The 17,998-nt window shown below is 73.5% G+C and carries 17 protein-coding genes and 2 tRNA genes; 8 read left to right on the top strand and 11 right to left on the bottom strand.

Annotated elements, in window-relative coordinates; all coding sequences use genetic code 11:
- Positions 1–98: 98 nt before the first annotated feature.
- From ettA to QRT05_RS14815, 5 genes are all read right to left on the bottom strand, one after another.
- Positions 99–1,781 (bottom strand): energy-dependent translational throttle protein EttA, encoded by a 1,683-nt coding sequence (ettA, locus tag QRT05_RS14835; RefSeq protein ID WP_289448112.1) that lies wholly within the window; start codon positions 1,779–1,781, stop codon positions 99–101.
- 140 nt (positions 1,782–1,921) lie between these two features.
- Complete coding sequence (locus QRT05_RS14830; RefSeq protein WP_289448111.1) at positions 1,922–2,491, bottom strand: single-stranded DNA-binding protein; 570 nt, start codon at positions 2,489–2,491, stop codon at positions 1,922–1,924.
- A gap of 139 nt (positions 2,492–2,630) precedes the next feature.
- Positions 2,631–4,082 carry a GTPase gene (locus QRT05_RS14825; RefSeq protein ID WP_289448110.1) on the bottom strand — a complete coding sequence of 484 codons (1,452 nt, stop codon included), beginning with the start codon at positions 4,080–4,082 and terminating at the stop codon, positions 2,631–2,633.
- Positions 4,079–5,812: a dynamin family protein gene (locus QRT05_RS14820; protein ID WP_289448109.1), complete on the bottom strand. Its 1,734-nt coding sequence runs from the start codon at positions 5,810–5,812 to the stop codon at positions 4,079–4,081. Before QRT05_RS14820 ends, QRT05_RS14825 begins: the two co-directional genes overlap by 4 nt.
- Positions 5,813–5,890: 78 nt before the next feature.
- A complete protein-coding gene (locus QRT05_RS14815; RefSeq protein ID WP_289448108.1) occupies positions 5,891–6,976 on the bottom strand; it encodes a hypothetical protein in 1,086 nt (361 codons plus the stop codon).
- A gap of 110 nt (positions 6,977–7,086) precedes the next feature.
- Between QRT05_RS14815 and QRT05_RS14810 the strand changes: the two genes are divergently transcribed.
- Positions 7,087–7,159: transfer RNA gene (locus QRT05_RS14810), tRNA-Arg, on the top strand.
- Between the two features lie 8 nt (positions 7,160–7,167).
- Here QRT05_RS14810 and QRT05_RS14805 read toward each other — a convergent pair.
- The 3 genes from QRT05_RS14805 to QRT05_RS14795 form a co-directional block, all read right to left on the bottom strand.
- Positions 7,168–8,130 (bottom strand): hypothetical protein, encoded by a 963-nt coding sequence (locus tag QRT05_RS14805; RefSeq protein ID WP_289448107.1) that lies wholly within the window; start codon positions 8,128–8,130, stop codon positions 7,168–7,170.
- A gap of 97 nt (positions 8,131–8,227) precedes the next feature.
- Positions 8,228–9,013 (bottom strand): SDR family NAD(P)-dependent oxidoreductase, encoded by a 786-nt coding sequence (locus QRT05_RS14800; RefSeq protein ID WP_289448106.1) that lies wholly within the window; start codon positions 9,011–9,013, stop codon positions 8,228–8,230.
- A 3-nt stretch (positions 9,014–9,016) separates the two neighbouring features.
- Entirely contained in the window at positions 9,017–9,814 is a 798-nt protein-coding gene (locus QRT05_RS14795) for an alpha/beta hydrolase (RefSeq protein ID WP_289448105.1), read from the bottom strand.
- A 134-nt stretch (positions 9,815–9,948) separates the two neighbouring features.
- Here QRT05_RS14795 and QRT05_RS14790 point away from each other — a divergent pair, with 134 nt between their 5' ends.
- Positions 9,949–10,905, top strand: coding sequence for a LysR family transcriptional regulator (locus QRT05_RS14790; protein WP_289448104.1), 957 nt, complete (start codon positions 9,949–9,951; stop codon positions 10,903–10,905).
- Positions 10,906–11,395: 490 nt separating this feature from the next.
- On the top strand, positions 11,396–11,638 hold the full coding sequence (locus QRT05_RS14785; protein WP_289448103.1) for a hypothetical protein: 243 nt from the start codon (positions 11,396–11,398) through the stop codon (positions 11,636–11,638).
- On the opposite strand, the gene QRT05_RS14780 is transcribed toward QRT05_RS14785, so the two are convergent.
- The gene (locus QRT05_RS14780) at positions 11,600–12,313 is read right to left on the bottom strand and encodes a phosphatase PAP2 family protein (RefSeq protein ID WP_289448102.1); all 714 of its coding nucleotides are present in this window, start codon (positions 12,311–12,313) and stop codon (positions 11,600–11,602) included. The two genes, QRT05_RS14785 and QRT05_RS14780, sit on opposite strands and share 39 nt — an antisense overlap.
- Positions 12,314–12,387: 74 nt before the next feature.
- On the opposite strand from QRT05_RS14780, the gene orn reads away from it, so the two are divergent.
- On the top strand, positions 12,388–13,053 hold the full coding sequence (gene orn, locus QRT05_RS14775; RefSeq protein ID WP_289448101.1) for an oligoribonuclease: 666 nt from the start codon (positions 12,388–12,390) through the stop codon (positions 13,051–13,053).
- Positions 13,054–13,114: 61 nt separating this feature from the next.
- A tRNA-His gene (locus QRT05_RS14770) sits at positions 13,115–13,190 on the top strand.
- Between the two features lie 73 nt (positions 13,191–13,263).
- Here QRT05_RS14770 and QRT05_RS14765 read toward each other — a convergent pair.
- A complete protein-coding gene (locus QRT05_RS14765; protein WP_289448100.1) occupies positions 13,264–14,184 on the bottom strand; it encodes an ATP-grasp domain-containing protein in 921 nt (306 codons plus the stop codon).
- A 28-nt stretch (positions 14,185–14,212) separates the two neighbouring features.
- A complete protein-coding gene (locus tag QRT05_RS14760) occupies positions 14,213–15,307 on the bottom strand; it encodes an ABC transporter ATP-binding protein (protein WP_289448099.1) in 1,095 nt (364 codons plus the stop codon).
- A 99-nt stretch (positions 15,308–15,406) separates the two neighbouring features.
- On the opposite strand from QRT05_RS14760, the gene QRT05_RS14755 reads away from it, so the two are divergent.
- The 3 genes from QRT05_RS14755 to QRT05_RS14745 all read left to right on the top strand — a co-directional run bounded on the left by QRT05_RS14755 (position 15,407) and on the right by QRT05_RS14745 (position 17,943).
- On the top strand, positions 15,407–16,096 hold the full coding sequence (locus QRT05_RS14755; protein ID WP_289448098.1) for an ABC transporter permease: 690 nt from the start codon (positions 15,407–15,409) through the stop codon (positions 16,094–16,096).
- Between the two features lie 9 nt (positions 16,097–16,105).
- Positions 16,106–16,864: an ABC transporter permease gene (locus tag QRT05_RS14750; RefSeq protein ID WP_289448097.1), complete on the top strand. Its 759-nt coding sequence runs from the start codon at positions 16,106–16,108 to the stop codon at positions 16,862–16,864.
- Between the two features lie 62 nt (positions 16,865–16,926).
- Positions 16,927–17,943: a glycine betaine ABC transporter substrate-binding protein gene (locus QRT05_RS14745; protein WP_289448096.1), complete on the top strand. Its 1,017-nt coding sequence runs from the start codon at positions 16,927–16,929 to the stop codon at positions 17,941–17,943.
- The last annotated feature ends 55 nt before the right edge of the window (positions 17,944–17,998 follow it).

Genomic DNA, 17,998 nt, shown 5'->3' with positions numbered 1-17,998 from the left:
GGCACGACGACGGGGAGCGCCCGCCTGCGCGGTGCGCTCCCCGTCCTCGTGATGCCTCTGGTCGCCGGCCCGGCACTCGCTCGGACCGGCCCGCGGGCTCAGTCGCGCCGGAGCTTGCGATACGTCACGCGGTGCGGCCGGGCCGCGTCGGGGCCGAGCCGGTCCACCTTGTTCTCCTCGTAGGAGGCGAAGTTGCCCTCGAACCAGTACCAGTTGGACGGGTTCTCCTCGGTGCCCTCGTAGGCCAGGATGTGCGTGGCCACGCGGTCCAGGAACCACCGGTCGTGCGAGACCACGACCGCGCAGCCCGGGAACTCGAGCAGGGCGTTCTCCAGCGAGCCCAGCGTCTCGACATCGAGGTCGTTGGTGGGCTCGTCGAGCAGCAGCAGGTTGCCGCCCTGCTTGAGGGTGAGCGCGAGGTTGAGGCGGTTGCGCTCACCACCGGACAGCACGCCGGCCGGCTTCTGCTGGTCCGGGCCCTTGAAGCCGAACGCGGCCACGTAGGCCCGCGACGGCATCTCGACGTTGCCCACCTTGAGGAAGTCGAGCCCGTCGGAGACCACCTCGAACAGCGTCTTCTTGGGGTCGATGCCCCCGCGCGACTGGTCGACGTAGGAGATGGAGACCGTCTCGCCGACCTTGAGGTTGCCCCCGTCCAGCGGCTCGAGCCCGACGATCGTCTTGAACAGCGTCGTCTTGCCTACGCCGTTCGGACCGATCACGCCGACGATGCCGTTGCGCGGCAGCGTGAAGCTCAGGCCGTCGATGAGCACGCGCCCGTCGAAGCCCTTCTGCAGGTTCGCGGCCTCGAGGACGATCGAGCCCAGGCGCGGGCCCGGCGGGATCTGGATCTCCTCGAAGTCGAGCTTCCTGGTGCGGTCCGCCTCGGCGGCCATCTCCTCGTAGCGCGCGAGGCGCGACTTCGACTTGGTCTGGCGGCCCTTGGCGTTGGACCGCACCCACTCGAGCTCCTCCTTGAGGCGCTTGGCGAGCTTCGCGTCCTTCTTGCCCTGGATCGCAAGGCGCTCCTGCTTCTTCTCGAGGTACGTCGAGTAGTTGCCCTCGTAGGGGTACAGGCGGCCGCGGTCGACCTCGCAGATCCACTCGGCCACGTGGTCGAGGAAGTACCGGTCGTGGGTCACCGCCAGGATGGCGCCCGGGTAGTCCTTGAGGTGCGCCTCGAGCCACAGCACGCTCTCGGCGTCCAGGTGGTTGGTGGGCTCGTCGAGCAGCAGCAGGTCGGGCTTCTCGAGCAGCAGCTTGCACAGGGCGACGCGGCGGCGCTCTCCACCGGACAGGACGGTGACGTCGGCGTCCGGCGGCGGGCAGCGCAGCGCGTCCATCGCCTGCTCCAGCTGCGCGTCGAGGTCCCACGCGTCGGCGGCGTCGATGGCCTCCTGCAGCTGGCCCATCTCGGCGAGCAGGGCGTCGAAGTCCGCGTCGGGCTCCGCCATGAGCGCGGAGATCTCGTTGTAGCGGTCGAGCTTGCCCTTGATCTCGGCCACGCCCTCCTCGACGTTGCCGAGCACGGTCTTGGACTCGTTGAGCGGCGGCTCCTGCTGCAGGATGCCCACGGTGTACCCGGGGCTCAGGCGCGCCTCGCCGTTGGAGGGCTGGTCGAGCCCGGCCATGATCTTCAGGATCGTCGACTTGCCCGCGCCGTTGGGCCCGACGACGCCGATCTTGGCGCCCGGCAGGAAGTTCAGGGTGACGTCGTCAAGGATCACCTTGTCGCCGTGCGCCTTGCGCGTCTTGTACATGGAGTAGATGAACTCAGCCACTGGCTCTTCGTCCGCCTCGGTGCTCGGGGGCTTGGGGTCGGCCTGCGTGCGGCCTGGGTGCGGCCCGTCGAGACGCCGGCCCGGTCGCGCAAGGCGTCCGGCCGGCCCCTCGCGGGATTCCGGGTCCCCAGCCTAGGCGATCACCTGCTGGCGGCGAGCTCGCTCTCCGGCCAGGATCGCGCCCCCTCGCGCAGCTCGTCGATCTCCTCGGACTCGGTCTCGGGCTCGGCCTCGCCGTCGTCGACCGCGCTCGCCGGCACGAACCGCTCGTTCGGCTCGTCGGGCACCTCCTCGAGGTCGGTGACGTCGGCGGGCACGTCCTCGGCGCGCGCCGCGCCGCTGATGGTGCGGCGGAAGTTGCTGGACCCGAACGCCAGGTCGTGCGCCACGGTGACCGCCTCGAGCACGAGCCCGCTGCGCGGCGTGCCGTCCGCGCTCACCCATTCCTCCGTGGACAGGCGCCCGTGCGCCACGACGGGGTCGCCCTTGCGCAGCGACGCCGCGGCGTTGACCGCGAGCGCGCGCCACACCTTGACGCGGAACCACTCGGTGCGCCCGTCCCGCCACGCACCGGTGCTGCGGTCGAAGTACCGCCGGGTGCTCGCGACCCGGAACGAGGTGTACGCCTGCCGGCCCTCACGGGCCGGGAACAGGGTGACGTCGCTGCCGATCCAGCCCACCACGGTGACGTCGAGGCTCTGCGTGCTCATGTGACTCTCCTTCGCCGGCGCCCCGGCGGGTGCGGGGCTCATGGCCACGAGAGTCGTCGAACGGGGACGTCGCGCCGGCCGGGAGGGAGAGGTTCCGGGGCCAGGACGCCGGCGGGCGGGGGCTGTGGTCGCGTCGACGTCAGCCGCGCGCCACGGCCACACGCTCACGTACCTCGCGGTGCTCGGCCAGCACCTGCTGGGCAGGCTCCAAGAGGAGCTCGTGCGCGACGCCCTCGATGGCGCTGCGCCCCTCCCGCAGGGTTGCCGAGCCGCGTCGTCGGCCGGCCGCACGCCGCGCTGCAGCGGCTCCGAGCACGCACGCCACCGCGCCGGCCGCGAGCGCCACCGCCACCCACTGCGCCCAGTCGTACTGGTCCCCGTCCCCCACCATGGTGCCGACGGCCAGCGCGGCGACCATGATCGTCAGGACGCCGAGCACGGCTGCGGCCGCGGTGAGCGCCACGGCGGACGCGGAGCGCCGCGTGTCGATCGTGATCCTGGCGAGCGCGTCCCCCACCGCGGCGCCGATCTGCGCCGACGACGCGACGCGCGCGTCCAGGTCTGCCGCCCACCGCGCCGGCAGGGCCGCGGCCAGCGGTTCCAGCCACGCCGACCGGGCCAGGCCCACGGCGTGCACCTGGACCGGGCCGGGCGACGGCATGGTCGCGTCGCGGCCGCGGCTCGCCGCTCCCACCGCCGCGGCGACGGCCGGGAGCCCGGCCGCCGAGGCGAGGGTGTCGACGACGCCCGTGACCGACAGGACGGCCGGCTCACGAGCGCCCACCTGGGTCCCGACGGCATCCACCGCGTCCCGGATCTCGGCCGCCGCCCGGGTCGCCGCGAGCGAGCGCCCGGCCACGGAGGCGGCGAGCGACTCGCGCAGCTCGGCGATCCCGTCGCCGGTGGCGGCCGACACCGCGCGCACCGGCACGCCGGTGAGGCCGTCGGCCACCAGCAGGCGAGCGACGTCCTCGAGCAGCCCCGCGCGCTCACCCGGCTGCACGGTGTCGATCTGGTTCATCACCACGAGCATCGACGCCTCGTGCCCGACCAGGCGCTGCAGGTACCCCGTGTGCAGCGCGTCGTCGGCGTACTTCTGAGGGTCCACCACCCACACGAGCAGGTCGGCCTGCGGGAGCAGCCGGTCCACGACCGCCCGGTGCTCGGGCTCGATCGAGTCGTGGTCCGGCAGGTCGAGCAGCACCAGGCCGCGCAGAGCCACCTGCGACTCGCCGTCGAGCGCGCTCTCGCGCTCGATGCGCCGCCCGGGCTCGACGCCGAGCCAGTCGAGCAGGGCGCTGGCATCGCTCCCCCACACGCACGCCGTGACCTGGGAGGTGGTCGGTCGGCGCACGCCCACGTCGGCGAAGCGCAGCCCGGACACGGTGTTGAAGAGGCTGGACTTGCCGGACCCCGTGCCGCCGACCAGCGCCACGACGGTGTGGTCGACACCGAGCGCGAGCCGCTCGCGGGCGCCCTCGACGCCCCTGGTCGCCCGCTCCACGACGGCGGGGTCGAGCCGCGACCCACCTCGCTCGATCGCGTCGACCAACGCGTCGACGCGCGCCTGCAGGGTCTCGGAGTCGCTCATGTCAGCCCCTTGAGGACGGCCAGGCGCAGGCGGAGCCGCGCGGCAGCATCGTCGGCGAGATGGGGGTCGGCGAGCAGCTCGCCGACGAGCGCGCGCTCGAGCCTGGCCTGCGCCTCCGCGCGGTCGGTCAGGTCAGCCGCGAGCTCGTCGACCATCCGCCGGCCGACGGGACCGACGAGCGTGACGAGCAGCGTGGACGCCTCCGTGACCCCGGCCGCGGCCGCGAGCGCCACCGCGGCGAGGCCCTCCTCGCCGAGCGCCTTGACCGCCTTGGCCCGGTTCTTCTGCACGCGTGCCAGGGCGCGACCGCTCGCCTCGTCGTCGGGGGCGGCCAGACCGGCGCGCACCACGCGCGGACCCTGGGCCGTCCACGTGCGCGCGGCCAGCTCGGCGGCGGTGGTGCGCCGCGTGAGGGCGCCCTCGCGGCGCCACGCCTGAGCGATCGAGCTGCCGCCAGCAGGCGCGGACTCGTTGCTCAGCGCGTCGCGCAGAGCAACCTCGGTGCGCGCACCCGCGTCGGAGAGCGTCGCCGCGGCAGAGCGCGTCAGGTCGTCGGTGAGCGGGGCGAGCGCGAGCGCCCGCGCGCGCCCGGCGCGGGCCGAGCCGCGGACCTTGCCCGACGAGCCGACGACGCCGTCCAACGGACCGCCCTCGGCGCTGAGCTCGGCCCACCGCGCGCGGACGGGGCCGTCGGCCACCGCCCCGATCCGGACGGCGTCCGCGGCGGCGCGCGCGGGCGTGACGAGCGCCTCGTCGACCGCTACCGTGATCGCCGCGGCCGCGTCGGCCTGCTCCTGGACCGCCTCGGCCAGCTCCTCGACCCAGTCACGCAGCGCCGTGAGCGAACCGCGCAGGGTGCGGCCGATCACCGTGCGCGCGCGGTCGGGCCCGGCGAGCATGTTCAGCCACCGGTTCACGGGCGCGACGGCGGCCGCGGCGAGCAGTCCCTGGTGCGGTCCCATGTCGGGCACGACGAACAGCGGCGACCCCTCGAGCCCGTGCGACCGCAGGCGACCCAGGAGGTCGCCGCGCACGGTCGGGAGCGAGTCGGACGGCACGCGGTTCAGCACCATGGCGATCGAGGCACCGCGCTCGACCGCGTCCTGGAGCACCTTCCACGGCAGCGCGTCGCCGTACCGGGCCGCCGTGGTGACGAACAGCCACAGGTCGGCGGCCTCGAGCAGCCGGTGCGCGGACTCCCGGTTCGACTCCAGCACGGAGTCCAGGTCGGGCGCGTCCAGCAGCGCGATGCCGCGCGGCACGTGCTCGTCGGCCACGACCTCGACGGACTCGAGGACCGGGTGGTGCGAGAGCAGCTCGGTGTCCAGCGGATGGTGCACCAGCACGGGCCGGCGCGTGGTCGGGCGCAGCACGCCAGCGGTGCTGACCTCCGCTCCCACCAGGGAGTTCACCAGCGTCGACTTGCCCGCCCCGGTGGACCCGGCCACCACCACGACGGCCGGGGCGGACAGCTCCGTGAGCCGCGGGACGAGGTGCTCGTCGAGCTGGTCGACGAGCCTGGCGCGGGAGGCCTCGGCGGCCGGCTTCCCCTCCAGCGCGAGCGGGAACTCGGTCGCGTGGACGTCGCGTCGCAGGTCGCGGACCGCGTCGAGCAGCGAGGCCGATGCCAGGGGGCGCGCGAGGATGGCGCGGGGGTCGTCGGCCGAGTGCCGACCGGTCGCCGGGTCACGGGCCGGCGGCGCCGACGCTGTCCCCGGCTGAACGCTCACCCGCTCATTCTCAGGGTCGGACCTGACCAGGCCAAACGCGCCACGCGGTGCGCGGCCCACCAGTCGGGCAGACCGGGGTCATCGCGGCACTTCGGTCCAGGCGCCCTCGTCGTCCCGGGACCACCTGCGCGCGTCCCCCGGCGACGTGGGGACGTCGACCAGCCACCAGGTCGCGTCGGGGTGCCACCCCGCCAGGACGGTCGAGGCGTCGTCGGTCACCGGCAGCGCGCGCCCCGCCGCCGTGAGGTAGCCACGGACCGTGAGGTGCACGGCGTCGACGTCCCCTGCGACGCGCGCCCAGTCGGGCATCAGCCACCTGCCCTCGACGCCCGTGGCGCGGTACCAGTCGTGCCGCCGCGAGGCCGTGACCTCGAGCGGGTACCGGCGGCACAGGGACACCCACGCGTGGGGCCCGTCGACCTCGTAGATCCGCGCGGCCGGCGGCACCGAGACCGGTCCCGCAGTGGCGCGGTCCCAGTCGTACGCGTCCTCCACCAGCCACAGCCCCATCGGCCCCAGGGCGCCACGGGCGCGGGTGGTGCGGGTCAGCTCCGCCGGCGGCGTCGACCACCACGTGGCGCTGAAGTTCGCTCGCGGGTCCGTCGGCCACTCGCGCATCGCTCGGGCCTCCTCCTGCCCGGCGTGCGCGCGCCACAGCGCGAGGAGATCCACGGCGTTCGTGGCCGACAGCCGCGCCGTCGCGGGGTCGTCGAAGGTCACGGCCCACTGCTCGTCCCGCGCGAGCGGCGTCGACCACCACGCTGCGGCCTCGGTGGTCGCGGCCACGACGGCGAAGCGGGCCAGCGACGCCCGCACCTCGGCGGTGCCGGCCAGCACGTCGTCGCCGTCGGGCTCCTGCCAGTACCGCGCGCTGTCGACCGCCGCCCGGAGCGCCTCGAGCATGCCGCGTTCGTCCACCGGCGCGAGCGCGAGCGCGTCCAGCCTCTCGGCCACCTCGGCCGGTGTGGCCGTGGGGATGGCGTCGCCGCCGATCACCATCACGGCCGACGACCCGGGATCGAGCCCGTGCGCCGCGAACATGACCGCCCTGAGGAGGTCCTCCGACGGCGGCGACCCCGCGTCACGGGCCATGACCTGCGCGAGCTCGAGGCACAGGCGACGACCGCGCGGGCCGACCAGCAGCGCCTCCGAGCCCTCCGTCATGGGCCCACCGTAGGGCGGCGGGAGCCGTCACTGCCGCGTTCGACGGTCCGCACCGGGCGGTAGCCTGTGCGCCGGGTGCACCCGACGCGGTGGGCACCCGCGCACACCCAGCCCTCGTAGCTCAATGGATAGAGCAACGGCCTTCTAATCCGTAGGTTGCAGGTTCGAGTCCTGCCGGGGGCGCCGCGAGATCACGTCCGCCCGACGCCCACCAGGGCCCGCTCGATGCCGTGCAGCGCGCCCGAGTCCTGCGGCACGCAGATCGACACGCGCGCGTCGCCCGAGCCGAACGTCACCTCGGAGACGCCGTGGTACTCGTCGTGCGGCGCCGTCCGGACGTTCTCCAGTGCGCCGAACGGGATGACCAGCCGTGCCGACGAGAGCTCCGGCGCCTTGCCGCGGATGAGCCACCCGCGCCGCCCGAACACGTCGAGCGCGACGTCGTCGGTGGCGAGCACCGCCGCGTGCAGGGTCATCGGTGACATGGCGTGGGTGAGCCGGCGCGCGAGCGCGCGCCAGCCGGACCCGCGCGGAGGCACCACCTGGCGGTCGTGCCACGCCCATGGCTTGAGACCGCCGAACCGGCGGGCCACGGACTCGAAGTCGCCCATCAGGGCACCGTCGTGACGGGCCAGCGGGGCCGCGCCCTCGGCCTCGGGCGCGGCGCCGGCCAGCAGTTCCCCGGTCGGGGCCGGCGGGTACGTCCACAGCCCTGCGCGCAGCACGTCGATCAGGCGGTCGACGCTCGCCCGGGCGGCACCGTTGTACGCGACGGACACGACGTCGCCGTCCCGCGCCAGGATCGACAGGCGGCCGTCGAGCAGGTTCACGACGTCATGGATCGCGGCGATGTCCTGGAAGGCCAGCACCCGCTGGCCGTACGGTGCGCCGTCCGGCGCGCCGCCCGCCGTCGGGTCCGTCCGGCTCAGCACCACGAAGTCGTCGCGGCGCAGCAGGAGCAGGTGGTCGTACAGGTCCATGTCGGGCGTCGCGTCGCGACGCGCGATGTTGCGGGGGATCTTCAGCACCAGCTCGCCCGCGGCGAAGTCGATCGGGTAGTCGCTGTACAGCGCCGGCACGTCCTGCGGGCCACGCACCTCGTCGATCCACGGGCCGAACTGGTCGTACTCCCGTGTGCTGGCCCGAGCTGCCATCGGGGCTCCCCGCGTCGATCGTCGCTCACCCGGCATGCCGGTCGACCGGCATCTCCCGACGATACGTCCGCGGGATCGCCTTGTGAACGGCGGTCGGCTACGTCTGGGTCGTCAGTCCGCCGTCGATGACGAAGTCCGCCCCGGTCACGTTCGCGACCACGTCGCTGGCCAGCAGGGCGACCAGCTCCGCGATCTCCTGCGGCCGCGTGAACCTCCCGGTCACCGACTGCCCGGCGGCGGCGTCGGACACCGCACCGGGCTCGCTGCCGGAGGCACGACCCAGGCGAGCGGCGACGCCGTCGGCCCCCAGCCACAGGTCCGTCGCGACGGGCCCCGGGCTGATGGTGTTGAGCCGGACGCCCCGCGCGCCCACCTCCTTCGACAGGGACTTGGAGAAGTTGGTCAGCGCGGCCTTCGTCGCGCTGTAGTCGATGACCGTCGGGTCGGGCAGGAAGGCGTTGACCGAGCTGATGGTCACGATCGAGCCTCCTCCCGCCTCGAGCATCGGGCCCAGCACGGCCCGGGTGGCGCGGATCGCGGCCATGAGGCCGAGGTTGAGGCTCGCCGCCCACTCGTCGTCGGTCACGGACAGGAAGCCCGCGGTGCGAGGCGTGACCGCACCCACGTTGTTGACCAGGATGTCGATCGCGCCGAGCTCGAGGGCGGCGCCGACGAGAGAGGCCGGTCCGTCGGCGGTCGACAGGTCGACCGGCACGTGGCGGACGCTGCCGGTGGCCACGAGGGCGTCGAGCTCGGGCGTGCTGGTGCGGGCACCGGCCACCACGCGCACGCCCTCGCGCGCCAGCGTGCGGGTCACGGCCAGGCCGATGCCCTTGCTCGCGCCCGTGACCACCGCGATGCGCCCTGCGAGTCCCAGGTCCATGGCTCAGAGCCCCTGGCCGAGGAGCCACGTGAGGGTCGCGTCCGCGACCTCGCGCCACCCGTGGTCGATCGTCAGGGAGTGCCCCCGGCCCTCGAACTGGCGCAGCTCGGTGACCGCGGTCGAGTCGCGGTACTGCTTGAAGGTCGAGCGCGTGACGACGTCGGGCACGGTGTGGTCGGCCGTGCCCGAGATGAGCAGCAGCGGGCCGCGGTCGGCGTTGGCGGTGTCGACGGCGGCCTGCGAGTGCATGACGAAGTTGGCAGCCGCGGCCTGGAACAGCGGCCGCGCGGGTGACGGGATCGCCCACTGCTCGTGCAGCGCGTCGGACTCCTGCTCCGGCAGCGCGTTGCCGAACGCGAACCGGAACTGCTCGCGCGTGAGCGACACCGCTCGGTGCAGGTTGGCGGGGTTGCCCAGGGCCGGCAGCGCGGAGCGCAGCTGCGCGAGGGGCAACGGCAGGACGCCCTTGATCTGCGCGGGGTCGATGGCGACGCCCGCCGCGCCGTGCCCCTGCCCGAGCAGCTTCTCGGTGATGAGGCCGCCGAACGAGTGGCCGATCACCACGGGCGGCGTCTCCAGGCCCGCGATGACGGCGGCGTAGTGGTCGACGGCCTCGTCGATCGAGATGTTGGCGACGTCGTCGGCGCGCTCCCGCGCCTCCACCACGGTCGCGGCCTCGCGCGGCCAGCCGGGCGCCACCGGGTCGTAGCCGTGCTCGCGGAACAGGTCGACCCAGGGCTGCCAGCTGCTGGCGTGGAGCCACAGGCCGTGGATGAAGACGACAGGGCGGGATGCGGTCATCGGGATTCTCCAGCTCGCGGTGGACGGAGGGGGACGTGCCACCACCCCATCGCGCGTCCGGATGTGCCGTCCAAGACCTGTTTGCCCTGGATCGATAACCGCGCTGCCCTACGGTGTGGCCGAGAGGGAGGCCGATGGATCTCGATCTGCGTCTGGTCAGGTACTTCGTCGTGCTCGCCGACGAGCTCCACTTCGGTCGCGCCGCCGCGCGGCTGCACATCAGTCAGCCCGGCCTGTCCCAGCAGATCCGCAAGCTCGAGGACTTTCTGGGCAGCAAGCTGCTGGTACGAGACAGCCGCCACGTGACGCTCACCTCGCGCGGTGAGCAGTTCCGCGACGACGGCCGCCAGCTGCTCGCCCTCGCCGAGCGCATGCGCCACTCCCCCGCGGCGAACACGGTGCGCATCGCCCACATCTTCGAGCTCTCCACCAGCCGGGCGGTCGCGGACGCCTTCGCCGCGGCGCACCCCACGGTCGAGCTGGTCGAGCGCTCGATGGACAGCGCGCGCCAGCTCGACGCGCTGCTGAGCGACCGGCTGGACGTGGCGATCCTGCGCGTCACGGCCCGGATGCTGGCCGAGCACCCGACGGGCTGGCACCACCGCCCCCTGCGGCGCGAGCCGATGCGGCTCGTCGGCCGCCCTGGCGACCCCGCGGCATCCCGCGTCTCCCTGCACGAGCGGGACCTTGAGGTGTTCGCGGACGCGACCGGCTCGGGGTTGTACAACGCGCACGGCGAGTTCCTCACGGCCTTCGAGCGCGAGGCCGGGGTCTCCCTGAGCTGGCTCGGCAACCCCGGCGCGTTCAGCAACTGCCTGAGCGTCCGGTCGCGCGCCCGCGGATCGGCCTTCCTGCTCGAGTTCGACAGCTACGCGCGCAGGTATGCCGAGGTGGGGATGCCGGTGTACGCGCCCGCCGAGCTGCAGCCCCTGTACCCCTGGTCGATCGCCTGGCGGCACGAGCAGCCGTCCCAGGTGACCGCCGACTTCATCCGGACGGCGCACGTCGTCGCCCGTGAGCGTGGGTGGGACCGGGACCCGGACGGCGGCGGCCCGGTCTGGCTACCGCCGGACGACCCGTCCCGGGCCTGAGCAGCGGCCGATCCGGGCAGGCTCGAGGAAAAACCCGTGACCCGGGTATCTCCCGCGTGGTCTGGTGTTCCTGAGTCACCGTTCGCCGCCGAGCACGGCGACCCACCCGCCGGGAGCACCTCCCGACGGGCCATCCCACCCACCCGTTCGGAGAACTTCGTCATGCACCCGACCTTCACCTACGACCTCGTCCGCCTCGAGCAGCAGCAGGCCACCCGGCAGGCTGAGATCGCCCGGGAGCGCGCTCGCGTCACCCATCCGTCCGACGCCTCGAGGCGACCTCCGAGTACGCGCCGCCCCGTGGCGCCTGCTCTGCGGCTCGCCACCGTGCGAGTCGTCTGACCACCGCCTCGGGCCGGTTCCCCACCGTGGGAGCCGGCCCGTTCGCATGTCCGGGCGCGTGCGGAGCGCCCACGACGTCCGCCGCGCACGGCCCGCTGACGTGCCACGATGGGCACATGCTTGCGACCCTCCCCCGCGCGGTGGCCTGATGGGCCGGCACGCGAGCGTCGAGCCGACGCCACAGGAGCAGGGGCACCCCCGGCGCACGGTGTGGCTCGAGCGCGTCGGGATGGGGCTGGCCGCGGGCGTCGTGATCCTGCTGGTGCTGCGCTGGGCCGACCTCTCGTGGGCGACGGCGGCGGCGATCGCCGTGGGCGTCACCGTGCTGGTGCCGCTGGCGGCCTGGGTCGCGTCAACCGTCCCCGGCCACGACAGCGGGCGCACGGGCTGACGTCCGGTTCGGCGGAGGGCCGGTGTGCCACCGGTCGACGATCGACACGATGCCGAGCACCGCGACGGCCAGGCCGATCGAGGCGATCACGTCCGTGAGGAAGTGGTACCCGAGGTACAGCCGGCTGACGGCGACCAGCGCCGTCCCCGCGACGGCCGCCACGACCCAGGCCACGGTCCACGCGGCCGACCTGCGCCGGCTGCACACGAGGTAGCCCGCCACGAGCAGCAGCGTGGCCGTGCCCAGGGTGTGACCCGACGGGAAGGACGCGGTGTGCTCCGCGCCCGGGACCTGCATGGTCTCGGCGGGCGGGCGCGGGCGGTTGACCAGGTCCTTGACCAGCAACCCGAGCGCGGTCGAGCCGACCATCGCCGCGGCGAGCACCGAGGGACGCCACCACTCGCGCCGGACCCACCACCACACCACGCACGCCAGCAGCACCAGGATGGGCAGGACGACCGGGCCGGACACGAAGGTGATCGCCGCGAGCACGCTGGTCAGCCACGGCGACCGGTGCGCGACCAGCCAGTCGAGCACCGCCTGGTCCACCGCCGCGAGGTCGTCGCCCTCGCGGACGTCGTCGAGCATCTTGCCGAACAGAACCAGCCCGGCGGCGGTGAGCACCAGACCGGGCAGCAGCGTCCACACCAGCCGGCGCGCGTGTTCGGGGCTCATGGCGGCCCAGCCCATCACACGCCGGTCACGCGCGCGAGCAGGCCCGACGCCCTCGACCGCCTAGGCTGAGACGTGTGACCAGCCAGACGACGCCCACGCCCGCCCCCCACGGACACGAGAGCGCCGACCGCATCGTGTGGATCGACTGCGAGATGACCGGCCTCGACCTCGGCGCCGACGCCCTGGTCGAGGTGGCCGCCGTCGTCACCGACTCCGAGCTGCGCGTGCTCGGCGAGGGCGTCGACGTGATCGTCGCCCCGCCGCCGCACGCGCTGGAGCAGATGGGCGACTTCGTGCGCACCATGCACACCACGTCGGGCCTCCTCACGGAGCTGGCCACCGGCACCACCCTGGCCGACGCCCAGCAGCAGGTGCTCGACTACGTGCGGACCTGGGTGCCCGAGCCGGGCAAGGCGCCGCTGGCCGGCAACTCCGTCGGCACCGACAAGGCGTTCCTGGACCGGGACATGCCCGAGCTCGTGGGGCACCTGCACTACCGGATCGTCGACGTGTCGTCGATCAAGGAGCTCGCGCGCCGCTGGTACCCGCGCGTCTACTTCTCCGCCCCCGCCAAGAACGGCGGGCACCGCGCCCTCGCGGACATCCTGGAGAGCATCGACGAGCTGCGCTACTACCGTGCGGCGCTGTTCCCGGAGCAGCCCGGTCCCGACTCGACCGCCGCGAAGAAGATCGCGTCCGAGGTCGTCGCGACGTCGGTGCGGGGTGCCCTGGAGGGCTGATTCTCCGTACGGGCTTCCCTCCGGTACAGTTCTTCCTGCCTCGTCCACGGACGGGGACATGGTGGGTATAGCTCAGCTGGTAGAGCACCTGGTTGTGGTCCAGGGGGTCGCGGGTTCAAGTCCCGTTACTCACCCCATGCACGACGAAGGGCGCCGATCCTCGGGTCGGCGCCCTTCGTCGTCCCTCGCCCGGCGGGGCCTCGGGTCCGCTCAGAGCCGCGCCACGACCGCGTCGGCGAAGCGCTCGAGCGACCCGGGCGCGTGCGTGAAGAAGAGCGACGGCTCGGTCAGCTCCAGCTCCAGCACCACCGGGTTGCCGTCGTTGTCCGGGATCAGGTCGACGCGCGCGTACAGCAAAGGCTTGTCCACGCCCGGCGCCAGCTGCGGGAGCGCGGCGACCACCCGGTCGGCGACCTCGAGCTCGGCATCGCTGGGCTCGCGCGGGCTCATCTCCTCCCGCGCGTACAGCTCGGTGTCGTCGGCGCGGAACGGGCCGTCCAGGATCGCCCCCTTGCGCACCGCGTGGCTGAACTGGCCGTCGAAGTACACCAGCCCCGTCTCCCCGACGGTGTCCACCTGGCCGAGGTAGCGCTGGATCATCACGCGGCGGCCCACACCCAGCAGGTTCTTGGCGTGCATGATCGCCAGCGACCGGGAGGTCGTCACGTCGGCCTGGTACCGGCCGGTGTCGCGCGAGCCGGCGCTGACCGTCGGCTTGACGACGAAGTCGCCGAACGCCGGGAAGCGCGTGTGGATCGCGCGGGAGTCGAAGTTCCGCTCCGGGTCCAGCCAGATGGTCGGGACGATCGGCAGCCCGGCCTTCTCCAGGTCACGCAGGTAGGTCTTGTCGATGTTCCAGCCGACGACGGTCGCCGGGTTCAGCAGCGTGCTGGTGCGCTCCACGCGGTGCGTCCAGTCGGCGAACTGCGTGGGCCGGCCCGTGTAGTCCCACGTGGAGCGGATGATGACGTGCTGGTACGTGCCCCAGTCGACCGTCGGGTCGTCCCAGACGACCACGTCGGTGGCGACACCGCGCTCGAGGAGCGCGTCGCGCAGCGGGACGTCGTCCGGGTCGAGGTCGGGCAGCTCGGCGCAGGTGGCCAGGGCGAGGCGCGCGGTGGTCGAGGTCACGAGCGCAGCCTACCGACCGGGCCTGCGGTCACGAGGAGTCTCTGCTCGCGTGCACGCCCGGCGTCTTGCCACCCGATGCGCGCTCGCCGGGGTCGCGCCCATCGGCGGCGTGATCGGTGGACGGGGCGTGCTCGTCGGCGAGCCGGCGCAGGGCGCGCAGCACGCTCTGGCCCGTCACGCGCCCCACGGGCCGACCAGCGTCCCAGACGGGCACGCCCACGCCCCCGGCGTCCTGGTCCACCAGGTGGTCGAGGACGGCGCTGAGCTCATCGCCCAGCTGCACGTGCGGACGTGTCGCGCCGTCGGCGCCCGCGAGGTCCTCCAGGTCGCTCCACTCCAGCCGCCCCAGCGTCAGCAGCCGCGCCGTGCGCCCGCCCCCGACGAGCCCCGCGACCGCCGCCGAAGCGGGGCGCGCCACCACCTCGAGCGGTGAGGCGAGCTGCTCGATGGTGGCGCCCGAGCTGAGCACCGCGACGCGGTCGGCCATGCGCACGGCCTCGTCGATGTCGTGCGTCACGAGCATGACCGTCGTGCCGAGCTCACGCTGGATGCGGGAGAACTCGTTCTGCAGCCGCCGGCGACCGACCGGGTCGACCGCGCCGAACGGCTCGTCCATGAGCAGCACGGGCGGGTCGGTGGCCAGCGCACGCGCGACCCCGACACGCTGGCGTTCGCCGCCGGACAGCTCGTGGGGATACCGCTTGGCGTACCGCTCCGGCGCGAGACCGACGAGCTCGAGGAGCTGCTCGACGCGCTCGCCCGTGCGCTTCCGGTCCCAGCCCAGCAGCTTGGGGATGGTCGCGACGTTCTGCGCGACGGTCCGGTGCGGGAACAGGCCGACGTTCTGGATCACGTAGCCCATGCGGCGGCGCAGCTGCACCGGGTCGACGCGGGTGACGTCGTCGCCCTCCAGCAGGATGCGGCCCGCGCTGGGCTCGACCAGGCGGTTCGCCATGCGCAGGGTCGTGGACTTGCCGCAGCCCGAGGGCCCGACGAGCACCAGCACCTCGTGCGCGCGCACGTCGAGGTCGAGGTCGTGCACGGCCGCCGGACCGGTGCCCGCGCCCCCGGCGGGGTAGGTCTTGCTCACGCCGTCGAAACGGATCGCCCACTCGTCTGCCACCCGAGGGACGCTAGCGCCCGCCTCCGACAGCCGCGACCTCCACCGGTCGGGGCACGGCGAGGTCCTGCGCGTGTCGGAGCCGCCCGCTACGGTCGCTCCATGCGGCTGGCGGACTCACCACCCAACCCCTGGTTCTCCTGGGACTACGTGGAGCGCAACCACGCCGACATCGCGGACGCGCTGAGCCAGCACGTCTCGCTCACGGTGCAGGCCGTCGCGATCGCGCTCCTGATCGCCTTCCCGCTCGCCGCGCTGGCGCACCTGCGGCCGCGGCTGGCGGCGCCCGTCGTCGGGACCGCCGGCGTGCTCTACACGATCCCGTCGCTCGCGCTGTTCGCGCTGCTGGCCCCGTACACGGGCATCGGGCGCACGACGGTGCTCATCGGCCTGGTCGCCTACGCGCTGCTCGTCCTGGTGCGCAACATCCTCACCGGGCTGCAGGGGGTCGATCCCGCGGTCACGGACGCGGCTCGCGGCATGGGGTACGGCCGGATGCGGATGCTCGCGCAGGTCGAGCTGCCGCAGGCGCTGCCGAGCATCGTCGCCGGCGTGCGCATCGCCACCGTCACCACGGTCGCGCTCGTGACCGTCGGCGTCGTGGTCGGGTACGGCGGCCTGGGGCAGCTCATGTTCCGCGGGTTCCGCAGCAACTACCACGCCGAGATCATGACCGCGACGCTGCTCTGCCTGCTGCTCGCGCTCGTCGCGGACGTCGCGATCGTGCTGGTGGCGCGGGTCTCGATGCCCTGGTCACGCTCCGCGCGCCTGCTCGCGGACGTCTCGGTCTGAGGGGGCGGCGTGGATATCGTGCAGGAAGCCGTCGCGTGGCTCAACGACCCGCTGAACTGGACGGGCAGCAACGGTGTGCTGGCCCTGACGGCCGCGCACCTGCGCGTCACACTCCTCGCCGTGCTCCTGGCGGCGGTGGTGGCGCTGCCGGCAGGTGTCTGGCTCGGGCACGCCCGGCGGGGTGGCACGGCGGGCGTCGTCCTCGCGAACACCACGCGCGCCCTGCCCACGCTCGCCCTGCTCACGCTCTTCGCCTCGGCCGGGCTCTTCGGCAACACCGCGACCGTGCTCGCGTGCGCCGTCTTCGCGGTGCCGCCGCTGCTCACCAACACCGTGACGGGTCTCGGGGACGTCGACCGCGACGTCGTGGACGCGGCGCGGGGGCTGGGCATGTCGAGCCGGCGCCGGCTCTGGGAGGTCGAGCTCCCCCTCGCGGTGCCGCTCGTCGCGGCCGGTGTCCGCACCGCGGTCGTGCAGGTCCTCGCCACCGTCCCGCTCGCCGCACTGGTGGGCGGCACGAGCCTCGGGTCGATCATCGTGAACGGCTTCGGCACGCAGCGCTACGGTCAGGTTCTGGCGGGCGGCGTCCTCGTCGCCGGCCTGTGCCTCGTCGCGGAGGGCGTCCTCGCCGTCGCCCAACGCCTCCTCACCCCTCGTGGCCTGCGGGAATCCACACGACCCGCACGCCGTTGGCGCCAAGGACGGCCTTCCGACCCACCGGTTGCCGCCATGGCTTCGAGCAGTTCGAATGGTCCGACGTCGGCCTGAGACGCCGGCACCGACGCGCAGCTGAGCGCACCCCCACCACGACCCGACCCCAGGAGCCCACGATGCGCGTCCGCCACCTGACGGCCAAGACTGTGCTGACCACCGCTTTGCTCGCCTCGACGCTCGCCCTCGCGGGGTGCGGGACCCCCGGCTCCGGCGGCGGTGAGGAGGAACCCACCGCGAACGCCTCGGCGTCGGGCGGCACGGAGTGCAAGCCCGCCGCAGGTGACCAACTCGTCGTCCTCACCGACGACAAGGGGCTGCAGAACGCCGACAACATCATCCCGGCCATCAACAAGGCTGCCGCGGACAAGAACCCCGAGATCGTGGACCTGCTCAGCTCGGTGTCGGCGGCGCTCGACACCGACAAGCTGATCCAGCTCAACAAGGCGGTCGACATCGATCGGCGCACCTCCAAGGAGGTCGCCAAGGAGTTCGTGACGTCCGAGGGCCTGGCCGCGGCCGACAAGAGCGGGAGCGGCAAGCTCGAGGTGGGCGCGGCCAACTTCTCGGAGAACCTCACGCTGGCGGAGATCTACGGCGAAGTCCTGCGCAGCGCCGGGTTCGACGTGACGGTGCGGTCGATCGGCAACCGCGAGACCTACCTGCCGCCGCTGGAGAAGGGCGAGCTCGTCGCGGTCCCCGAGTACGCCGCGACGCTGGCCGACTTCCTCAACGCCAAGATCAACGGCGCGGAGGCCCCCTCGGTCGCGTCGTCCGACGTGGACGCCACGGTCGCCGCGCTCACGCCGCTGGCCGAGCAGAGCAAGCTCGTGGTCGGCAAGGCGTCCGCGGCGCAGGACCAGAACGCGTTCGCCGTGACCAAGGAGTTCGCCGACGCCCACAAGGTCACCTCGCTCAGCGAGCTGGCGACGGCGTGCGGCGGCGGCCTGACGCTCGCCGGCCCGCCCGAGTGCCCGGACCGCCCGTTCTGCCAGCCGGGGCTCGAGGAGAAGTACGGCCTGAGCTTCACGCAGTTCAAGTCGTACGACTTCGGTCTGATCGGTGACGCCGTCCGCAAGGGCGACGCGGCGATCGGCCTGGTGCTGTCGAGCGACGGCTCGCTGGCCGCAGGCTGACCCACCCCCGCAGCGCGAGGGCGGCTCCCCACCGGGGAGCCGCCCTCGTCGTCTG

This window comes from Cellulomonas edaphi (assembly GCF_030362815.1).
In the GTDB taxonomy this organism is placed as follows: domain Bacteria; phylum Actinomycetota; class Actinomycetes; order Actinomycetales; family Cellulomonadaceae; genus Cellulomonas; species Cellulomonas edaphi.
Note: the sequence above shows the minus strand (reverse complement) of the source record. Positions and strands in the feature narration are given on the sequence as shown.